Origin of the sequence: Novosphingobium barchaimii LL02 (genome assembly GCF_001046635.1) — a bacterium.
Taxonomy (GTDB): Bacteria; Pseudomonadota; Alphaproteobacteria; order Sphingomonadales; family Sphingomonadaceae; genus Novosphingobium; species Novosphingobium barchaimii.
The window spans coordinates 25,137-45,023 of the sequence record NZ_KQ130454.1 but is presented as its reverse complement, the minus strand read 5'-3'; the positions used below and the strand labels follow the sequence as shown (position 1 = coordinate 45,023).

General features: G+C 65.9%; 17 protein-coding genes. 3 read left to right on the top strand and 14 right to left on the bottom strand.

Annotated features, from left to right (window positions below):
- Positions 1–41: 41 nt before the first annotated feature.
- From V474_RS10755 to V474_RS10735, 5 genes are all read right to left on the bottom strand, one after another.
- Entirely contained in the window at positions 42–2,378 is a 2,337-nt protein-coding gene (locus V474_RS10755; protein ID WP_059151546.1) for a TonB-dependent receptor, read from the bottom strand.
- Between the two features lie 167 nt (positions 2,379–2,545).
- On the bottom strand, positions 2,546–3,532 hold the full coding sequence (locus V474_RS10750) for an FAD:protein FMN transferase (RefSeq protein WP_148649364.1): 987 nt from the start codon (positions 3,530–3,532) through the stop codon (positions 2,546–2,548).
- 19 nt (positions 3,533–3,551) lie between these two features.
- Positions 3,552–4,472, bottom strand: coding sequence for a DUF4198 domain-containing protein (locus V474_RS10745; RefSeq protein ID WP_059151545.1), 921 nt, complete (start codon positions 4,470–4,472; stop codon positions 3,552–3,554).
- 73 nt (positions 4,473–4,545) lie between these two features.
- Positions 4,546–5,046 (bottom strand): DUF2271 domain-containing protein, encoded by a 501-nt coding sequence (locus V474_RS10740; RefSeq protein ID WP_059151544.1) that lies wholly within the window; start codon positions 5,044–5,046, stop codon positions 4,546–4,548.
- Positions 5,047–5,060: 14 nt separating this feature from the next.
- Complete coding sequence (locus V474_RS10735) at positions 5,061–5,717, bottom strand: PepSY-associated TM helix domain-containing protein (RefSeq protein ID WP_059152092.1); 657 nt, start codon at positions 5,715–5,717, stop codon at positions 5,061–5,063.
- A gap of 233 nt (positions 5,718–5,950) precedes the next feature.
- Here V474_RS10735 and V474_RS10730 point away from each other — a divergent pair, with 233 nt between their 5' ends.
- Complete coding sequence (locus tag V474_RS10730) at positions 5,951–6,769, top strand: energy transducer TonB (protein WP_059151543.1); 819 nt, start codon at positions 5,951–5,953, stop codon at positions 6,767–6,769.
- Between the two features lie 120 nt (positions 6,770–6,889).
- Here V474_RS10730 and V474_RS10725 read toward each other — a convergent pair whose 3' ends face one another.
- The 4 genes from V474_RS10725 to V474_RS10710 all read right to left on the bottom strand — a co-directional run bounded on the left by V474_RS10725 (position 6,890) and on the right by V474_RS10710 (position 13,360).
- Complete coding sequence (locus V474_RS10725; protein ID WP_059151542.1) at positions 6,890–7,273, bottom strand: response regulator; 384 nt, start codon at positions 7,271–7,273, stop codon at positions 6,890–6,892.
- 82 nt (positions 7,274–7,355) lie between these two features.
- Positions 7,356–11,000, bottom strand: a complete 3,645-nt coding sequence (locus V474_RS10720; protein WP_059151541.1) for a PAS domain S-box protein — start codon at positions 10,998–11,000, stop codon at positions 7,356–7,358.
- A 151-nt stretch (positions 11,001–11,151) separates the two neighbouring features.
- Positions 11,152–12,312, bottom strand: coding sequence for a GGDEF domain-containing protein (locus V474_RS10715; RefSeq protein WP_236711182.1), 1,161 nt, complete (start codon positions 12,310–12,312; stop codon positions 11,152–11,154).
- Between the two features lie 94 nt (positions 12,313–12,406).
- Positions 12,407–13,360: a formylglycine-generating enzyme family protein gene (locus V474_RS10710; protein WP_059152091.1), complete on the bottom strand. Its 954-nt coding sequence runs from the start codon at positions 13,358–13,360 to the stop codon at positions 12,407–12,409.
- 237 nt (positions 13,361–13,597) lie between these two features.
- On the opposite strand from V474_RS10710, the gene V474_RS10705 reads away from it, so the two are divergent.
- Complete coding sequence (locus V474_RS10705) at positions 13,598–14,980, top strand: ATP-grasp domain-containing protein (protein WP_059151539.1); 1,383 nt, start codon at positions 13,598–13,600, stop codon at positions 14,978–14,980.
- A complete protein-coding gene (locus V474_RS10700) occupies positions 14,977–15,765 on the top strand; it encodes a sulfite exporter TauE/SafE family protein (protein WP_059151538.1) in 789 nt (262 codons plus the stop codon). The genes V474_RS10705 and V474_RS10700 overlap by 4 nt, the downstream gene beginning before the upstream one ends.
- Positions 15,766–15,771: 6 nt before the next feature.
- Here the strand turns inward: V474_RS10700 and V474_RS10695 are convergent, their stop codons facing one another.
- From V474_RS10695 to V474_RS10675, 5 genes are all read right to left on the bottom strand, one after another.
- Positions 15,772–16,872 (bottom strand): acyltransferase family protein, encoded by a 1,101-nt coding sequence (locus V474_RS10695; RefSeq protein ID WP_059151537.1) that lies wholly within the window; start codon positions 16,870–16,872, stop codon positions 15,772–15,774.
- 155 nt (positions 16,873–17,027) lie between these two features.
- A complete protein-coding gene (locus V474_RS10690; protein WP_059151536.1) occupies positions 17,028–17,645 on the bottom strand; it encodes a riboflavin synthase in 618 nt (205 codons plus the stop codon).
- Between the two features lie 4 nt (positions 17,646–17,649).
- On the bottom strand, positions 17,650–18,636 hold the full coding sequence (gene ribD / locus V474_RS10685) for a bifunctional diaminohydroxyphosphoribosylaminopyrimidine deaminase/5-amino-6-(5-phosphoribosylamino)uracil reductase RibD (RefSeq protein ID WP_059151535.1): 987 nt from the start codon (positions 18,634–18,636) through the stop codon (positions 17,650–17,652).
- Positions 18,633–19,124 carry a hypothetical protein gene (locus tag V474_RS10680; RefSeq protein ID WP_059151534.1) on the bottom strand — a complete coding sequence of 164 codons (492 nt, stop codon included), beginning with the start codon at positions 19,122–19,124 and terminating at the stop codon, positions 18,633–18,635. Before V474_RS10680 ends, ribD begins: the two co-directional genes overlap by 4 nt.
- A gap of 32 nt (positions 19,125–19,156) precedes the next feature.
- A complete protein-coding gene (locus tag V474_RS10675; protein WP_059151533.1) occupies positions 19,157–19,882 on the bottom strand; it encodes a M48 family metallopeptidase in 726 nt (241 codons plus the stop codon).
- Between the last annotated feature and the right edge of the window lie 5 nt (positions 19,883–19,887).

Below are 19,887 nucleotides of genomic sequence, written 5' to 3'. Positions count from 1 at the left end.
CGTGCGCAGTCGGCAAGCGCCCGCCGGGCTTCCAATGGCGGTTACATCTTCGCGATGAGCGTCAGCGTGGCCGAGCGGGCATCGCCCGGCGTGGCCCAGCCGTTGTTGCGGATACGCTGGTAGTACAGCTTGTTGCCGATGTTCTTGACGTTGAGCTGCGCCGAAAGATTGGGCGAAAACTCGTAGGACAGCAGGCCGTTGTGGACGATGTAGTCGTGCGAGTAGAGCACGCCTGGCACCGTCGCCGAAGGCGTGTTGAACGCGAACTTGCCTTGGTAAGTCGCGCCGTAGCCGATCGTCAGGCCGAACGGCAGGCGATAGGTAGTGAACAGGCTGCCCGAGTGCTTGGGCGTCTGGGTCAGCTGCGACCCGGCAGCGTAGTCGATCGCAGTCGAATCCTTGTCGAGCGAGCGGATCAGCTTGCCCTTGAGGTAGGTGTAGTTGGCGGTGATCGTCCAGTTCGGGGTGATCGTGCCACTTGCGCCAAGGGCGATGCCGTCCACGCGCGATTTGCCGTCAAGCTGCTGCTCGGGCTCGACGAGCGGGTTTGCCGAAGCGACAGCGTACTTGTTGCGCTCGTTGCGGAAGGCCGACGCCGTCAGCAGCAGGCCGCCGTCGAACAGTTCCGCCTTGGCGCCGATCTCGTAGTTGCGCGCTTCTTCGGGGTCGATGTTGCAGGTCGCACCGACGACGCCCGGAGCCGAGATGGTGCAGGCACCGTTGACCGAGTTCTTCGAGGGCGTCTGCGAGTTGCCGTAGGCGGCGTAGAGGCTGACCGCCTCGACCGGCTTGTAGACGAGGCCGACGCGGTAGGAGAACAGCGTATCGGCATTACGGGCGGTAGTGCCGGGCGTGACCTGGCCCTGCGTCACGAGGGCGGTGGTGGTGGCTGCGATCGCATCGGTGCGCGAGGTGCCGGTGTTGCGCTCGACGCGGGCGCCTGCGTTCAGCTCGAACTTGCCCAGCTTCATGGTGTCGAACAGATAACCGGCGACGTTGGTCTGCTCGCCGACGGTGTGGCCGGTACGGATGAAGTTGATTGCACCGGTGTAGAGGTTGCTGCCGTAGGTGAAGGCGCCGGGGCCGGCGATGACATCGTTGGGATTGTCGATGTTGATCAGCGGCAAGGTGGTGAAGCCGGCGGTGCCGTTGGCGTTGCGCAGCGAGTTGCCGTTGTACAGGTCGTACTTTTCCCAGGTCGCGGCGCCGCCCAAGTCGATCGTGTGTTCGATCGCACCGGTGTTGAACACCGCCTTGATGTCGAGCTGGTCGAACATCAGCTGGTTGCGGATGTCACGCGTGGTCCCGCGCGGGCCAGACGGCTGGTAGTAGCCGGCGGGCACGGTGCCGCAGCTGCCGCCGGTCGGCGTGACGCCGCTGGCGAGGCAATACGTGCCCTGCGGCGGCGAGACCACCGTGAGCTGGCGCGAATCCTGCCAGCGGGCGAGATTGCGGATCGATGCGGTATCGCTGAACTCGTGCTCGAAGATCGCCGTCATCTGGTCAACGTTGATGCGCTGCTTGTCGACGTTGCGATAGCCGAAATAGTCGCTGCGGTGGACGCCCGGAACGGTGCCGCTGTAGTATGGCACGCCGTACTGCGGCACGTTGTCGTCCTCCTGGTGCGAATACTGCAGCGTCAGGCGGGTCGGGCTGTCGATACCGATCGTCAGCGACGGGGCGACGCCCCAGCGCTTGTAGTTCTCGACGTCGCGGCCCGGCAGGTCGTTGCGGTGCCACATCGCGTTGAGGCGGAAGGCGACGAGATCGTTCACGCGCTTGTTCAGATCGACGGTGGCGCGGTAGTAGTCGTCGGTGCCCACGCCCGCGGTCGCGACATAGGCGTCGTCGGCCTTGGGGCGCTTGGTGACGATGTTGATGTTGCCGCCGACCGAACCGGCACCCGAGATCACCGAGTTGGCGCCATTGGTGACTTCGACCTGATCGAGGTTGAACGGATCGGTGCGGGTGATCTGGGCGCTGTCGCGCACGCCGTCGATGGTGATGTCGTTGGCGGCGCTGTAGCCGCGGAAGGTGATGTTGTCGCCGGGCCCGGTGCCGCCTTCGCCCGCGCCGAAGGTAATGCCCGGTACGGTGGAAAGCACGTCGCGCAGGGTCAGCAGGTTCTGCTGCTCGATCACTTCCCTGGTGAGGACGGTGATCGTCTGGGGCGTGTCGCGCACGGTACGGGTGCGCTTGGGCGATTCAAGCTGGCGGCCGGGTTCGGCGATCGCGGTGTCCGAAACGGTGACGCCGCCCAGGCTGCGTTCGGCGGAGTCTGCGGTTTGCGCGTGCGCTGCCGGCGCGAAAACCGGTGCGATGCAGGACAGCGCAAGGAATGTGCGGCGAGCAGCCGCCTTGGATGGCTTGATGGACATGTTTCCCCCTTCGTATGTTGACGAAGGGCCTGATATTGAGAGTCACTATCATTATCAAGGCGAATGTTGCGAATTATTTCATCGTCTTTTCGAGTAGCGAATGTCAGGCTGTTCGCTGTTTGCGACCGGCGATCCGCAGGTGGCGGCGCGCGCGGCGCTGGCGATATCTAGCCGCGCGGTTGATCTTCAGGCTCCAGCATGGATTGCAGGGCGGGACTGATCCATTCGGCGATCGATTCGCCGCGGCGGATCAGCGCGCGCACGGCCAGCTTTTCGCGCGTGGCGAGGGCCTGCATGACGCCTTGTGTGTGGACGCTCAGGGCGGTCGCCCATGCGTCGGCCAGCATGGCGGAGGGATGGATCACCGTGACGGCCATGGCGTGTTCCACTGGGAGGCCGCTGCGTGGATCGATCGTGTGGCGCCCGCGCACATAGTCGCCTGAGGTCGCCGCCGCGAGCTGATGCAGGGCAACACGCATGGGAATGACGCTATCTGCGGGCGTTTCGAGGTCTACCCACCAAGGGTCGCCATCAGGCCGGAGGCCTGACCCGAACAGTTCGCCGCCAATCTCGACAAGGGCGTGGTGAAAGCAGCTTTCCCGCAGCAGCCGGGACAGCGCATCCACCGCGAAACCCTTGGCGATGCCGGAAAGGTCGAGGTGCAGCCCGCCCGGTTGGCGCAGGCGCCGTGCATCGCGGTCGTGTGCGAGGCGGGTGAAGCCTGAGACGGCCATCGCCTGTTCGATCTCGGTCCGGTCAGGCGGGCGTGTGGTCTGGACGGGACCATGGCCCCAGATATCCACGAGCGCGCCGATTGCCGGGTCGAAGGCCCCGGCGGAGCGTTCCGCGATATCCAGCGCAGCGTCCATCACCAGCGCGAAGTCGGCGGGCAGGGCGTACCACGTTCCGCCGGGTGCGCGGTTGAAGCGGCCGAGCACCGAGTCCTCGCGCCAATGGCTCATCTGCGCAAGAATGGCTTCCAGCCTCGCTTCGATCGCGGCCTTCAGGGGCCTGCGGTCGAAGTCCGCCGGAGCGGAGAGCTTGACGTGCCAGGCAGTCCCCATGGTCTCGCCGTCCATCGAGGCGACCTGATTGTCCTGCCGCCAGGTGGCGAAGCAGGTCGGGTCGATCTCTAGCGGGACGGCGAAACGCATGGCTTGGGATGTCAGGCGATCAGGGCGCCACGACTTCCAGCGTGCTGGAGAAGGACATGCGGCGGGTCTGCGCGCGCTTGTCGCTGGGCTTGTTGTCCTCGGCGCTGGCGCTCATCCAGTACATGCCGGCGACCGGCCACTTGATGCGCAGCACGCCGTCGGCGCCAGTGGTCAGTTCCTGACCGTCTTCGGCCTCGCGGTATTTCTTGCCGCCCGGGATCAGGGTGACCTTCACGCCAGCAGCCGGTTTGCCGTCGATGAGGAAGCGGAAGCTGGCTTCCTCGTCCGAGACGAGCGCGTCGGGATGGGTGATCGGATCGAACTCCAGGCCCTTGCCGGTCGGCGTCAGCACGCCTTTGGTCGGCGCATCGGACGACACGTAGATGGCGTAGGAGGTCAGCGATTCGCTCAGCTTGATGTCGGTCGCATTGGCCGGGATATCGGCGACTGTGGCGACCATACGCGGCGGCTGTCCACCGGGGCCGCCCGGACCACCTGGACGACCTGCGCCGGGGCCACCTGCACCTGAACCGCCGGCTCCGGGCGCGCCCGGAGGGCCCGCGGGACGGCCGCGTCCGCCTACGCGCCATTGCTCCGCACCGACCTTGAACGTGCCGCCGATGGAGGAGCGGTTCATGCCGATCTTCCAGGTGCCCGGCTTGTCGATCGCAACGTCGAAAGTGCCACGATACCGGCCCTTGGACGGGTTCTCGACTTTCCCTTCGCTGCCATCGGGTGCCCAGACCGAGACTTGCGCGGGATCCAGCGCCATATGGTCGGGGTAGAACAGGTCATTCGATACGGCGGCATCGACGGTGACATATTCGCTCGTCCCGGCCAGCGTGGTGGTCGAAGGCAGCAGCCACATGCGGTGCGCAAGGGCCGGCGTTGCCAGCGCCGAGGATACGGCGGCGGCGATCAGAAAGGTGCGGAAACGCATTTCAATTCCCCTGTTTGGAAGAAAACGGTCATGAAAGTCAGTGAGTGCTCACGGCTCAGCGGATGGTGCCGGCTCAGCGGATGGTGATGGTGCCCAATTCGGTCTTGCCCGATGCGGAGCCGCCCTTGGCGGGGACCGAGAACGGCACCGAAACCAGTTCGCGTCCGCCGGTTTCACGCGCCGCCTCTACCTTCAGGACGTATTGCCCGGCGGGAAGATTGGCGGGGATCGCCACGGTATAGCTGCCGGGTGCGCGGGTGGCGCCGGTTAGGCCGTCCGCAGGCATCTTCATCGAACTGCCGCCCTTGCGCCACCAGGTGCGCAGGTCTGCCAGCCACTTTGTGCCGGGCTCGCGGCCAGCCTTCTTGACGTCGTACCATACGAAGATCGTCCGCGCGTTGCCGCCTGCCACAGGCTCTACCCAGCCGGCCACGTAGGGGCGGTGGTATTCGGCCACCTTGATCTGGGTTATCGTGATCGTCACCGATGCGGCCAAAGCGGGGGTGGCAATGGTGCCGGCGACCAGCAGGGGAAGCGCGGGCAGGATTTTTGGCAGAGTCTGGGTTCGTGTCATCACGGGCTTTCTCGTCAATGGATGAACAGGAGCGCCAGCAGTAGCGGCGCAATGAGGCTGAGGATCACCAGCGGCCAGGTCATGGGCCGATGCCTGGCGTGAAGTTGCAGCAGAAGCAGGCCGGTCAACGTGAACAGTACGCAGGCGGCCGCGAACAGGTCGATGAACCAGAACCACGCATCGCCGGTATTGCGGCCCTTGTGGAGGTCGTTGAGATAGGAAATCCAGCCACGATCAGTCACTTCGGCCGCGACCTGGCCGGTGTTGCGGTCGATACTGACCCAGGCGTCGCGCCCGGGGCCGGGCATGGCGATGTAGACTTCGTCTTCGGCGGACCAGTCGGCGGCGCGGCCCGCGGGGTTCAGCGCCACTGCGCCGGCCACGGCTTTCGCTACCTCGGCGGGTAGCGGGTCGGTCGCGTCGCCGGGGGGGTGGAGCCTGGCCAGCAGGACGGCGGGCAACGTTCCCTCGCTTTTGGTCACCACCGGCTCCGCACCGATCGAGGCGGCATGGTTCAAGGTTATGCCGGTAACCGAAAACAGGAACATGGCTGCCAGAGAGATCGCCGCACTCACCCAGTGCCATGTGTGCAACTGCTTGAGCCAGAAGGCGCGGGCCTTCTTGTTCTTCTTGCCGGGTTTCGGGCTCTTCGAGCCGCGCGGAGCAGGCATGGCCTGCGCGGGTCCGCCGCCGGTCGGAACACCCGTCACGCGCGGATTGTCGGCGCGTTGTTCAAGGGCATCGGCAGCTTCCAACGTGTCGCATCCTTGTATTCCTGGGGAGGGGTGAAAAATCAGCAATACTACGGCGCCGGGCATGCCGGAAAAGCTGTGTTCCCTCTGGACGACCCAATGCTTAGTGTATATGCAAATCACTCGCAATAGTGGTTGGCAGGAGATTACAATTGGCGACACTCGCGGTTCCCCGACTTGATGAGTTCGCCCGTATTCCGGTTTCGGATGTGATCCGCGAGCCTGCCGTCGAGTTCGCGGGCAGGCTTTGGCACCCTGCGGGCGAATCGGCGGCGATGACGGATGCGACCGCGCACGTCGCCTATGAACGATCGGTCTATCAGGCCTCCAGCCGGGCGCGGCCCGTGGCGTTCCTCGCATCGGCAGGGGCGATCCTGGCTATCGCGGCGGCGATGGCCACGCTCAACATGGCTGCCACGCATAAGGAACACGCGCGCCTGACGACCGTGGATGTGCGCGATCTCGACGTGACCCCGCCTCCCCCGCCAGAGCCGACCAAGCTTGAAACCCCCGAAGCGGCAATCACCCAGACCGTCGCGCCTAGGCCTATGATCGAGCTTCCCGCGCCCGGTCCGGTACAGGTCATGGTCGAAGCGCCGCCGCCGCCCGCGCCGCCTACGGTCACCAGCGAAGGTGTAAAGGCCATCGCGGCCCCGGCCGTGGCTCCGGCACCTTCAACGACGATGGAGGGCGGCGATCTGTCGAGCAAGGTTATCTTCGCCAAGCCGCCGACCTATCCGACCGAGGCACGTCGCTCGCACGAGCAGGGCACTGTGAAGCTGCTGGTGCTGGTGGGTGCCGATGGGACGGTCAGGGACATCCAGGTCGCGGGCAGCAGTGGTAGTCAGCGGCTCGACCGGGCAGCTCTGCAGGCGGTAAAGCGCTGGCGCTGGTCGCCGACGATCGCTGGCGGCACGGCAATGTCGGTGCGCGGTTACGTGACGATACCGTTCGTGTTGGTCACGGCCTGATTTGGAACTGAGCGTTCACAGACCGTTAGAGAATGGGCTGTTGCCGCATTCAAAATGCGCTCCTGTGCGCATTTTCAAACGGTCTCCAGAAGCCCTGACTTTGCGGGGATACCGCGCCGGCTATTCGCCGGCGTCCAGCGCCTCGCGAAGCACCTGCATCGCCCGCTCCAGCTGGGCGGAGCTGTAGGGTTTGTCCAGCAGCACGGTCGGCCGGTGGCCGCTTGCGGCGTCATAGCCGCCACTGGCGATGGCCAGGGGAATTTCCCGCGCGGCGACTTCGGCGATGATCGGGTCGGCCTTCTCGCCGGCGAGATTGAGGTCGATCACGGCGACATCGAATGCTTCTTTGCGGGCGCCGTCCAGCGCGGCCGAAAGCGTGGCGTATGGTCCGACGACTTCGCAGCCCAGATCGGCCAGCATTTCCTCCAGCAGCATTGAGACGAGAAACTCGTCTTCCGCCACCAGCACGCGCATTCCATTTAAGCTGGATGGTTCCTCAGACATCGTCCGACCCTTGAAAATGCACGAAGCGCACTGAATTGTGTCGAACTCTTGGCAGCGTGCTCGGATTTCGGCAAGCCGCGTTTTACCCTTCTATGATCTCTCTTATTCGTCCCGCGAGCATGTCGATTGCGAAAGGCTTGGTTATCATCGCCATCCCCGGTTCGAGGAAGCCTGAAGCCATTGCCGCATTCTCGGCATAGCCGGTCATGAACAGCACTTTGAGCCCGGGACGCGAGGCGCGGCCACCATCGGCGACCTGGCGGCCGTTGAGACCGGGTAGGCCGATGTCGGTGATGAGCAGGTCGATGCGGCGCCGGGATTGCAGGATCGCCAGTCCCGACGGGCCGTCCGAAGCCTCGATCGCCTGATAGCCCAATTCGTCCAGCACTTCGAGGATGAGCCCGCGCACGACCGGTTCGTCCTCCACCACCAGCACCACTTCGCCTTGGCGGGCAATCGGCAGGCTGTCCTGCGAGCCAGGCTCATCCGGCGTGTTCTCTGCGCCGTGGTGGCGGGGCAGGTAGAGCTTGATCGTGCTGCCGATACCTTCCTCGGAATAGATCCGGGCATAGCCTTCGGACTGCCGTGCGAAGCCGTAGATCATCGACAGACCCAGCCCGGTGCCCTGACCCATCGGCTTGGTGGTGAAGAACGGCTCGAAAGCGCGCGCGGCGGTTGCCCGGCTCATGCCCACGCCGGTATCCGTGATGGCGATGCACACGTATTGGCCCGGCTTCACGTCGCGTTGGCGGGCGGCATAGTGGCCGTCGAGGTGGGCGTTGCAGGTTTCGATCGTCAACCTGCCGCCGCCCGGCATGGCATCGCGCGCGTTGATGACCAGGTTGAGGATCGCGCTTTCCAGCTGGTTTGGGTCGCACTGCGTCAGCCACAGGCCGCCGGCCAGCACGAATTCCAGCTCGATATGCTCGCCCAGCGTGCGGCGCAGCATGTCCTCCATCGAGGCGACCAGCGGATTGGTGCGAACCGGGCGGGGATCGAGCGGCTGACGACGCGAGAAGGCCAGCAGGCGGTGCGTCAGGCCCGCCGCCCGCTCCGCCGAGGCGCGCGCGCCGGTCAGCCAGCGTTCGAGGTCGCCGGTGCGGCCCTGCGCGAGGCGGTTGTGCATGACGTCGAGGCTGCCGGTGATGCCCTGTAGCAGGTTGTTGAAATCATGCGCGATGCCGCCGGTAAGCTGGCCGACCGCTTCCATCTTCTGGCTCTGGCGCAAAGCCTCCTCGACGGTGCGCTGATCGGTGATGTCGCGGCCGATGGCATGGATGCGCTGTTCGTCAGGCACGGCGGTCCAGGCCAGCAGGCGGTAATCGCCGTCGCGCGCGCGGTAGCGGTTCTCGAAAGCGACGGTCCGCTTGCCGGTGGACAGCTTGACGACTTCAGCGGCCGTCGACTCAAGGTCTTCGGGGTGGATGAAGGTCGCGATGCGGCGGCCCAGCATCTCGCCCTCGTGCCAGCCGAGCAGACGTTCCGCGGATGGGTTGACCGCCGTGATGGTGCCGTTGAAATCGCAGACCAGCATCAGGTCGCGGGTGATCGTCCACAGCCGGTCGCGGTCCTGGGCAAACGCGGCTTCGGCCTTTTTCTGCGCCTCGATCTCGGTGTTGGTGCCGACCCATGCGGAGATGGCCCCGCGCGCATCGGTGAGCGGCAGGGCGCGGACAAGGTGCCAGCGGTAGTGCCCGTTCGCATCGCGCAGGCGCATTTCGGTGTCGTAGACCTCGCCAGTGGCGACTGACTCGGCCCACCGTTCGAGCACGGCACCGCGCTCGTCGGGATGGACGATTCGGGACCAGCCATCCGCCTCGAAGCTGCCGCGCTGTTCGCCCGCATAAGCGTAGGCCCGGTCGTTGAACCAATCCATCCGGCCATCGGCGCGCGCAGTCCACACTTGCGTCGGCATGTTTTGCGCAAGGGTGCTGAACTGCGCCTCGCTTTTTTCGAGGGCGAGCTGGGTGCGATGCCGGTCGGTAACGTCCTGCACCACGCCGACCATACGTACGGGATCGCCGGCATCGTCCAATTCGAAATCGGCCTTGCGGGCGACCGTACGTTCCTCGCCGGTATCGGCGCGGTGAATGCGGTATTCGACATCGAGCGCGGCGGCGCCGCCGTGCCGCCTCGATAAATTTGAGGCTCTCTCGCGGTCTTCGGGAACGACCATGTTCTCGAATATCTCCGGTGCGAAGACGCCCTGCTGCTCGACGCCGAAGATCCGGCAAAGTTCGTCGGTGCAGGTCATCGTGTTCGCGGCGATGTCCACCGAGAACAGGCCGATGCCGCCTGCCACCTGGGCGCGGCGCAACTGGTCCTCGCTCAGACGCAGGGCTTCCTGCGCTTCATGCTCGTGCGTGCGGTCGCGCAGCAGCTTGACGAAGCCGATGACGGCGCCGCCGTCGTCGCGGAGCGGGGTCATCTCACCCAAGCCCCAGAACCGCTCGCCCGATTTGCGCACAAGCCAGCGTGCATCGTGGGCACGGCCGGTTTGGAGCGCCTCGTGCCGCTTTATGGCGGGGCGTCCGGCGTCGCGGTCCTCTGCGCTGAACACCAGGTCGATCGGCTTGCCCAGCACTTCCGCTTCCGTCCAGCCGAGCATTTCTTTCGCCCCGGCGTTCCATAGGGTGATGTTGCCGCGCAGGTCGGTTGCGACGATGCCGTAGTCCGTCGCCCCGTCGAGTATCTGGCGGTTGTACTCCTCACGCTCGCGTAGCAGCACTTCCGCGCCCACGCGCTGGACGTGCGCCCAGGACCGTTCGGTTACCTCGCGAATTACGCTCAGTTCGTAATCGCTCCAATGGTGCGGGCTGCTGTCGTGAATGGCCATGAGCGCGGTCAGGCGGCCTTCCTTGACCAGCGGCATGCAGATCGTGGCGGCGACGCCCATGGACTGGAAGGTCCTGGCCTCCTCAGGCGACAGTTCGGCGGTGTTGTCGTTGATGACCAGCGCCTGTCCGGCATTCAGTTTGCGCACCGCCAGCGTGCCGAAGTCGGACAGGCGGTAGTGCCCGACGATCGAGGGCGATCCGGGAGCATGCCAGTTGCCGCGAATGGTGAAACCGTCGCCCGTCTCGTCCATATCGGCATAAGCGCAGTTCGAGAGGCCAAGGTGCTGCGCGGTGAGCCTGGCGGTGATCTCAAGGATCTGGTTCGCGCCCTGGCAATCCGTCACGGCGCGGGAAAGCGTGTCGAGGAAGCGCAGGCGCGTCTCGCTTTCCTCCAGCACCTTGCGGGCGTTGCAGGCCTGCGTGGTTTCGATCACGACAGCGATCACCCCGGCAGGCCTGCCATCGTCACCAGGGACCGGCGAGTAGTCGAGGTTCAGCCGCAATTCCTCGGCCTGGCCGTTCCGGTAAAGGGTGAGCGCATGATCGCGGTAGCTCAGCGTTCCCCCGGCCAGGCCGACGCGCATCACGTTTTCGTTGAAGTCGGCGACTTCGTTCCAGCCGTCGAGGACATTGGAGCCGAGCAGGCGGCTGTCGCGGCCGCCCGCAAACCTGGAATAGGCGTCGTTGTAGAGCATCACGCCTTCCGGGCCCCACAGCAACACCAGCGGGACCGGGGACGGCAGCATCATGCTCACGGTATGGCGAAGGCTGACCGGCCAGTCCTCGATCGGGCCGACCGCAGTCGAGGCCCAATCATGCATGGCGATACGGCGCGCGAGATCGCCAGCGAGTCCCATGAACCCGGCGTCACTCTCTTCGCTGCGCATCATTCGCCTTGAGTGTCCCTTCGCGCCCCGTCCGGCGCATTCGCCGTACGCCATTCGCAGGCGAAAAACACTTCTTCCTTCAGGGGGTTCCCGGTCAATCGGTGAATTGCGTGAAGCCCTGAAAGGCGAACGGCAGGAGGCCTTGGCGGTCGAGTCACCCGGCCGCTGCGAAGGGGAAGAAGAAGGGTCCGTCGTCTTCGTAGCTGCCGAGGTCTCGCGGGCCGAGTCCGGGGCGGTTGCGGCCCTTGCTCTTGGCGTCGTAGAGACCCCGGTCGGCCTGCAGATGGACTTCGGTCAGGTCACTGGTGCCTGCACCGAATGCGGCGCAGCCGATGCTGAGTGTGCCGCAGTGTTGCGGCCCCACGCCGCGGCCGAACCCAGAGCACAGGCCTTGCGCGAACTGCAGGGCGGCGGCTTCGTCGAGCCGGGGCAGGATGACGACGAATTCGTCTCCGCCAAGTCTGCCGATCACGGCATCGATCGGGGTCTTGAGCTTCAGGTAGTCGGCAAGGGCGACCAGCAGGCGGTCGCCTTCGTGGTGGCCGAAGCTGTCGTTGACAGTCTTGAAATGGTCGACGTCGATCAGCAGCAGGGCGCCGCCGTTTTTCCCGGCGCGGGCAAGCAGGGATTTGGCTTGCGCCTCGAAACCGCGGCGGTTGAGCAGACCGGTAAGCGGATCGCTTTCAGCCAACTGGGTAACCCGGTGCTCGCGGCGGCGACGAAGTGCCCCTGCGACCGACATCGCCAGGGCGACCGCCACCAGGACGCCCTCGAACAGCGAAATCACGATCATGGTGCCCGTGTAGTTGTAAAGGCTGATGAAAGCGCCGGGAGCGAAGGCGCAAAAGGCCTTCACGGCGTAAAAGCCGCCATGAAACAGGAAAGTGCATAGCAGCATCTGCGTCTCCGAGCCGTTCGTTCGCCTGTCGGCGAGCAGTATGCCCGCGGCGCGAAGCGAGAGCACGGCCACACAGCCGGCGTTGAACAGCGAGAGAGCCTGGGCGTCCATGCCCGGCACCGCCATCAGCGCCGAACACGCGGCCGGGGCGAAGAACCATGCGCGCCCCAGCCGGCGACCGGCGAGAGCGGCAGCCCCATGCAGGAAGCATAAGTGCGCAAGCGGAACCATGGAGTTGGAAAGCCAGATGCCGATATAGAACGATCCAACCTCTCGCAGCGGCGCCAGTGAGCAGCCGACGACGATGCACAGGAAGCCCAGCGCAAAGCTCAGGAGGAAGCGCTCGCGCAGCGAACGCCACTCGATCAGGAGGAATGTCGCGGCGACGAAGGCAATGCCATCCGTCAGCAACATCATCGTTTGCGCATCAACCGCCATGTAACCCCGAACCCCGTCTCACGAGCCCCGTCTCGCGTGAAGCTCGCTTAGCAGGTTGTCCTAAACAAACCGTTCATTTGATTCGGGCGGGCAGCGATCGGGGTTTGCGCAACACACAGCGAAAACCGATGTGCGAGGTGGACGTGTCGATCATCTCGGGATGGCGAGCGGCGGGGCGGTAGCGCTGGCAGTAGTTGGGGGCGCAAAGGTGCGATCCGCCCTTGAGTACCTTGCGCCCGATACGCACGCCCGGCTGCGCGGGGTCGAGGCTGTCCTTCAGCCTGCCGCCGCGCGGATTGCTGAGGGTGCAGCACGATTTACCGGCCGCCTTCTTCGGGGTTTCGGGCTTCTCGCTCCACCAGTCGCTGGTCCATTCCCAGGTATTGCCGATCATGTCGACGAGGCCGTAGCCGTTCGGGGCATACGTGCCGACCGGCGAAGTGCGCTCCCAGCCGTCCAGCATCTGGTTGGCGAAGGGGAACAGGCCCTGCCAGGTATTGGCCATCATGGTGCCGCCGGGAGAAAGTTCGTCGCCCCAGGCATAGTCCTTGCCTTCCAGTCCGCCGCGCGCGGCGAATTCGAATTCGGCTTCGGTAGGAAGGTCCTTGCCCGCCCACTTCGCATAGGCCTCGGCATCGCCGTAGGCGATCTGGACGACCGGGTGGTCCCACAGATCCAGGCTGTCGATATCGCTATCCGGGCCAAGCGGCTGACGCCAGCAGGCACCGAATTCGAAGCGCCACCAGTTGGCCGGGTTCGACGTGTCGACCGGAGCGGCGCTTTTGTGGAAGACCAGCGATCCGGGGCGGTCCATGCCGGGCAGCATGTCGGGGTAGTCCTTGGGGTCGGGCGCGATCTCGGCGACGGTGACATGGCCGGTGGCCTCGACGAAAGCGGCGAACTGGCGGTTGGTCACCGGCGTCCGGTCGATCAGGAACGCGTCCACCGAGACCCGGCGCAGGGGCGCTTCCTCAGGATAGAAGCGCTCCGATCCCATCGTGAAAGTGCCGCCGGGGACCGCGATCATGTCGGCGGGCATATCTGGGGTGTCGGGCGCGTTGTCGGTGGTCTGCAAGCGATAAGGCCTTTCCTGCCCGGAGATTGCGCCTTACCTAGGGCGCACGGCAAGGCAGGACAACAGGCGCCATCAGCCTGAAATTCCCAGCAGCCGCAAGATTTACACCTGAAAGGCCGGTCTACCGTATGCGCGGAGACCATCCCGTTTTTCGCACCATGACAACTGCCTATAGGGAGACGTATCGCTTTGCGCGGCTGGATTCTCTTTCAGCATGAACTCGACCCGGCGATCCCGGAAGTGCCCGAGGTGTTCCGTTTCCAGGAAGCGGCGGGGGCGATGGGCATCGAGATGCACGTCTTCCAGCCGCACCGCTTCGAACTGGTGGTGGGCACCGGAGGAGACTGGGCGATGAAGTACCAGGGCCAGCCGGTGGCGCGGCCCGACTTCGTGATCTGCCGTACCGGCGCCGAGACCGACTATTTCACGCTGGCCCTTTTGCGCCATATCGAGCGGCGCGGAGTGCGGCTGGTCAATGGCCCCGCGACGATCGAGACGGTGGCGGACAAACTGCACACCCTCCAGACCCTCAACCGCGCCGGGCTGCCGATCCCGCGCACGATCCTGGGCACGTTCCCGATCGACATCGACCTGGTCGAGCGCGAACTGGGCTTCCCGGTGATCGTCAAGACGCTGAAGGGCACGCGCGGGGCGGGCGTTCTCAAGTGCGAGGATCGCAGCCAGTTCGAGGATCTCGCCGGTCTGCTCGAAAGCGCCGATGCCAAGGCGGACTTCATCCTCCAGCATTACGTGCGCGCCAGCCATGGCCGCGACGTGCGTGTACTGGTGGTGGGCGGCCGGGTCGTCGCCGCGATGGAGCGGCGTTCGCTGACGGGCGGCTTCAAGTCCAACGTCTCGCTGGGCGGGGTCGGGGTTGCCTATAACCCGCCGCAGGAGATGGCCGAACTGGCGGTGCAGGCGGCCGATGTGCTGGAACTGGACATCACCGGCATCGACATCCTGTTCGACGAGGACGGCTATCGTATCTGCGAGGCCAATTCCGCACCCGGATTTCAGGGGTTGGAAAGGGCGACCGGCATGGACGTGCCAACCGCCATTCTCGAATGGGTCGCCTCTACGCAGGACGCCGCACGGGAACGCGAGCCGCTGCCGGCTGAAAGCACGGCGCTTTCCGACATGGTCTTCGGAGGCCGCGCGGGCCTGCGCGCGCTGACCGACCGCAATACCGAGTTCCGCCGTTTTGCCAGCGCCGTGGGCCTGCGCATGGTCGCGACCGGGATCGGCGCGCTGGTGCAGGCCAGCTTCCCCCGGATGCTGGTCGATCGCCGCAGCCCGGTAGGGGTCGGCCTTCGCTCGCTGTTCGAAGGGCGTGTGGCGTCCGAACTCAACCACCTCGACGACCGTGCGCAGGAACGCACGCTCATGGTCGTGCTGGCGGTAGCGATCTGGGCGGCGGTGCTGCCATGGCTGGTCGGTGCCGACGCGATCGTCAGCGGCGTTCTTTCGGTGCTGGCTCTGAGCTTCCCGGTCCTGTTCCTGCTGACCGCTCCGGCGGGCCGCTTCGGCAAGTCGCGGCGAAGGACCGGCGCGCGCAAGGGAGGCGGGGCATGATCGATCTTTCTGCGATTCCCTGGGCGGACCTTGCCCCCTTCATCATCGCGGGGTTTCTGGCCCAACTGGTCGACAGCGCATTGGGCATGGCCTTCGGGGTCATCGCCAATTCGCTGCTGGTGGTGCTCGGTCTGCCACCGGCGATGGCATCCTCGGTTACCCATACCGTGGAAAGTTTCACCAGCGGCGTCTCGGGCATTTCCCACGCCTTGCAGCGCAATGTCGACTGGCCTCTGTTCTCGCGCCTCGTCATCCCCGGGATTGCCGGTGGCCTGACCGGCGTATGGGCGGTGACGCACCTGCATCTCGATTTCGTGCGGCCGGTGGTGCTGGTCTATCTGGCGGCAGTGGGGATCTACCTCATCTGGCGCGGGGCGCGGCGGGCGCAGGCCTATCGGCGGATGCGCATGGTCGGCCCGCTGGGGCTGGTCGCGGGTTTCCTGGATTCGTTCGGGGGCGCCTGGGGGCCGGTGACGACCGGCAGCCTGATCGCGCAGGGCATGACCCCGCGCATGGCGGTGGGTACGGTCAATGCCGCCGAGTTCTTCGTGTCGGTTACCGTGCTTTCGGCGTTCATCGGTTCGCTGGGGCTGCAGTCCTTCGCGCTTGCCGCCTCGGGCCTGCTGATCGGCGGCGTCGTCGCCGCGCCGCTGGGGGCGCTGGTGACCCGGCGCGCCTCGGGCAGGAACATGACGCAGTGGATCGGCGGGGTGCTGATCGCCGTCGCGCTCTGGGGCCTCATCTCGCTGACGCTTGCGCCGGGCCCCCTGTTTTTCCGAATGTGACCGGCGTCAGGCCGCGGCGGCGGGGGTGATGCGCGTCAACCTGCCTCCGCTAAGCACTTTCGCCGCGCCTGGAGCTACCCGGATCAGGCCCTGTGCTACCGCGATCACGGCGGCCAGGATCAGGAACGGCTGGGCCAGGAGGTAAACCGGGTAAAGCGGCGAGCCGAGCTTTCCGGTCAGCTTGCCCACCAGCGGCCCGAACAGCCACAGCAGGATGAGGTGGGCGCAGAAATAGAAGAACATGTAGGGCTCTATCCGCTGGAGAGGCCGCGCCGCGCGGCTCGCCGCCAGTTCCCAGGCAAGGCGCCAGACGGCGATAGAGGCGGCGACGCGCGCGGCAAGGTCCAGCGCGGCGGTCGAGGCGTCGTCGAACGGCCTCGCATCGCCGAGCGAAACATACAGGTGCAGTGGCATCAGCACCGCGAAGGGCAGGGCGGTAAGCACCAGCGGCGCGAAGGCCACGCGCTCGGCAAGGCCGTTGCGGCGGGCGATGATGCCGATGGTGAAGAACATCAGGATCGAGGCGCGCAGGATCACCGGCGGGCCGATACCGGCGATATGGCAGGCCCCTGCGGCAAGCGCGAGCAGGCCCAGGGTCCACGTCGGCAGACGTACCAGCAGCGGGGCCAGCACCATGCACAGGAACAGATCGCGCAGGAACGGCATCTGCACGTTGATGTCGGGCGGGTGAGTGAGGATCAGCGTTTCCTCCATCACCCAGCGTAGTGACTGCGGCATCGGTGCGGCGAGGCCCAGAAGCCATGCCGCACCCGATACGAGGATGATCGCCAGTACGTTCCACAGCGCCATCGGCAGCAATATCGTGCGGGCTTTTCGGGCGATGTGCGAGCGCCAGTCCTGCGTGCGGCTCGATCCTGCGACCAGCCAGCCGGAAATGAGGCCAAGCAAGGGCACAGCGCTGCGGCCGAACACTTCCATCAGCACCCAGCGGAATACTTCCTGCGGGGTGCCCCGGGCCAGTTCGAGACTGTATCCGTCGAGCCCCGTCCAGGCATGGACGTAGACGACGCCGGTTATGCAGATGACACGGGCAACGCGGATCGCATCGGATCGGCGGCGCGCTTCGGCGCTGATCGGTTCAGGCAAGCAGTGTCCCGCGCATTATTGTCCCTCTTCCAATTATCCCCTTCGCAACACCCGAAGTTTGTCGGGGTTGCCACAGCCCTGCCGTGAAACGGGCGACAGGCGAGAGGAACGGTTGGAGGGTGCGCATGAAAGGGCCTGAAATTCAGATCTTTAACTCAACCGCGCAGCGACTGCATTCGCTGGAGATAGCGGGCCAGTACGTCGATCTCCAGATTCACCCCGTCTCCTTCGCGCATTGCGCCGATGGTGGTTACTTCTGCGGTGTGGGGGATGATGTTGAGCGTAAAGCGGCACGAGCCGTCAGCTTCGTCGCTTACCTCGTTCACGGTCAGCGAAATGCCGTCCACGGTGATCGAGCCCTTGGGGGCAAGGTAAGGAGCCAGTTCCTTGGGCGCAGCGATCACAACGCGGTGCGAATCGCCCACCGGTTCGATGCTGACCACGGAGCCGACACCGTCAACATGGCCGGTGACGATGTGGCCGCCCAGTTCGTCACCCAGCTTGAGTGCGGGTTCGAGGTTGAGGTGGCCGCCCTGCCGCCAGCGCTCCGGAACGGTGCGGGCCACCGATTCGGCGGAGATGTCGACCGCGAACCAGGCATCGCCGGCGGTGCCGCCCTTGTCCACCACGGTCAGGCACACGCCCGAGCAGGCGATCGAGGCGCCTATGGCAATACCCGAGGGATCGAAAGGGCAGGCGATGACGGCGCGCAGGTCGCCCGCCTGGCGGGCTTCGCGGATGGTGCCGACGGCGGTGACGATTCCGGTGAACATGGGTCTAGCTTTCCGAGGAGCTGTCGGTTGGATTTCGAGCGTCGTAGACTTCGAGCGTGTCGCTGCCAAGCTGGCGGCGCTCGGTCAGGCGCCATTGGCCGTGGGCCTGGGCCAGTGCGGACAAGCCAAAGTCGCCCAGCGCAGGGCGGCCGCCCAGCAGGACCGGGGCGCGGTAGATCAGCAGCCGATCGACCAGCCCGGCGGCGAGGAAGGCCGTGGCCGTCTTCGCCCCGCCCTCGACGAAAAGGTGCAGCACGCCCTCCATGCGGAAGATATCCGTGGGCGAGGACAGAGCGCGCCAGCCCTCGGGCACGGGCCCGTGGGTGAGCACCCAGCGCTGCGGGCTGCGATCCTCCAGTCCGGGCAGGCGCACGTCGAGGCGCGGATTGTCAGCGCGCAGAGTGCCGCGGCCGACCAGAATCGCGTCCGAACGGGCGCGCATCGCATGGGTATGGGCGCGGGCCTGAGCCCCGGTGATCCACTGGCTTTCGCCGCTGGTCAGGGCGATGCAGCCGTCGAGCGAGAGGGCAAGCTTCAGGGTGACCTCGGGCCTCCCTAGCCGCTTTGAGACAAGGTAGCCGGACAGGCTGCGTGCGCAGGCGGGCGAGGGCAGGAAATCAGCGGCTATCCCGGCCTCGCGGATGCGTGCGATACCGGCGCCCGAGGTGCGCGGATCGGGGTCCATACAGCCGACGACGACACGGGCAAGGCCCGATTCGCTTACCAGATCCGCACAGGCGGGGCCGCGCGCCGAGCGGTGGGCGCAGGGCTCCAGCGTGACGTAGAGCGTCGCGCCCCGGGCGGCGTCGCCGGCGGCAGTCAGCGCCACGGCTTCGGCATGGGGGCGTCCGCCTGCCTGCGTCCAGCCACGCGCCACTACGCGGCCATCGCGGACCACGATAGCGCCGACGCCCGGATTAGGCCGGCTGAGAGGACGTGCGCGTGCGGCCAGCGCGGCGGCCGCCGCGAGCCAGCGCGCATCATCCCTCACTGGCCGGCAGGTTCCGGCGAAAGTTTCGGATTGGCGATGCCCGAACGCTTGAGAGTAGCCTCTATGCGTTCGCGCTCTGCCTTGTCCCTGGCTGCGTCCTCGGCGTCGGCTTCGCGGGCGATCTTGTCGACGTCGATGCCGGACATGCGCCCGATGGTCTTGTACATCTCGCGCACGTCCTTGTCGCGGCGTGCCATCTCGCGGGCCCAGGCTTCCTTGTTCTTCTGGTTCGCGAGGTTCGATTCCATGATCTGCGCATCGGTACGGTGCGCCTTGAACACGGAGATGTAAGTGACCTTGGGCGGCAGGTGCGGGGCTTTGCCTTCCTGCGTGGTCATCAGGTAGAACACGCCGAACGTGCAGGCGGCGGAAACGGCGGCGATGCGCCAGCGGTGGGCGCCGGCCTGCTTCCACACTTCCACGAAATCCCCGACCATGCCGGTGGGGGAGACGTCTTTCCAGATTCCGGAGCGCTTGAACGGGGACATGCGCGCTATCTAGTGCCTAACCGCACCTAAATCTACCCGAACGGCACATAGAGGGTGCGGCCGTTTGCCTTCAGCCAGCGATTGGCCTCGTGAACCGATCCTTCGAAGATCGTCTTGAGGCAGTGGTGGAACGCGGGCGAATGATCGAAGTGGACGAGGTGGGCGACCTCGTGCGCAACCACCGATCGGCGCACCATGTCCGGTGCCATGATGAGCCGCCAATTGATGCGGATCGAACCGTCGTGCGCGCACGATCCCCAGCGGCGCTGCGCGCTGGACAGGCCCAGCGCCGGGCAGGGCTGGGCGGCGCGCTCGCAATATTCGGCGAGGTCGGCGGCGAGCAGTTCACGCGCCTCGGCCTGAAGCCAGCGGGCGAGGCGCTGGCTAAGCGAATCGCACGGCCCCCCCGCGCGCAATTCACCTCCGGCGACGAGCGGGCGGCGCGGAGCCAGCGGATCGTGGACGATCGCCAGCGTTTCTCCCCGGAACGGGAGAGTAGCACCGTTGGCGACCGGATTTGCGCCGGGCAGGGCTTCGAGCTGTCGGACCAGCCAGTCGCGGCGGCTCTGCGCGAACGTGAGGGCCTCTGCGGTGCGGGTCCAGCGCGGGATCGAGATGCGTACTTCGCTGCCGTCGGGGGCGAGGCGCATGGTCATGCGGCGCGCGCGTTCCAGCCGGCGGATCACCACCGGCAGATACCGCCCCGCGACTTCGACGATGGCCTCGTCCTTGGGGTCGCGCCGCAGCCAGTCGAGCATCGCGG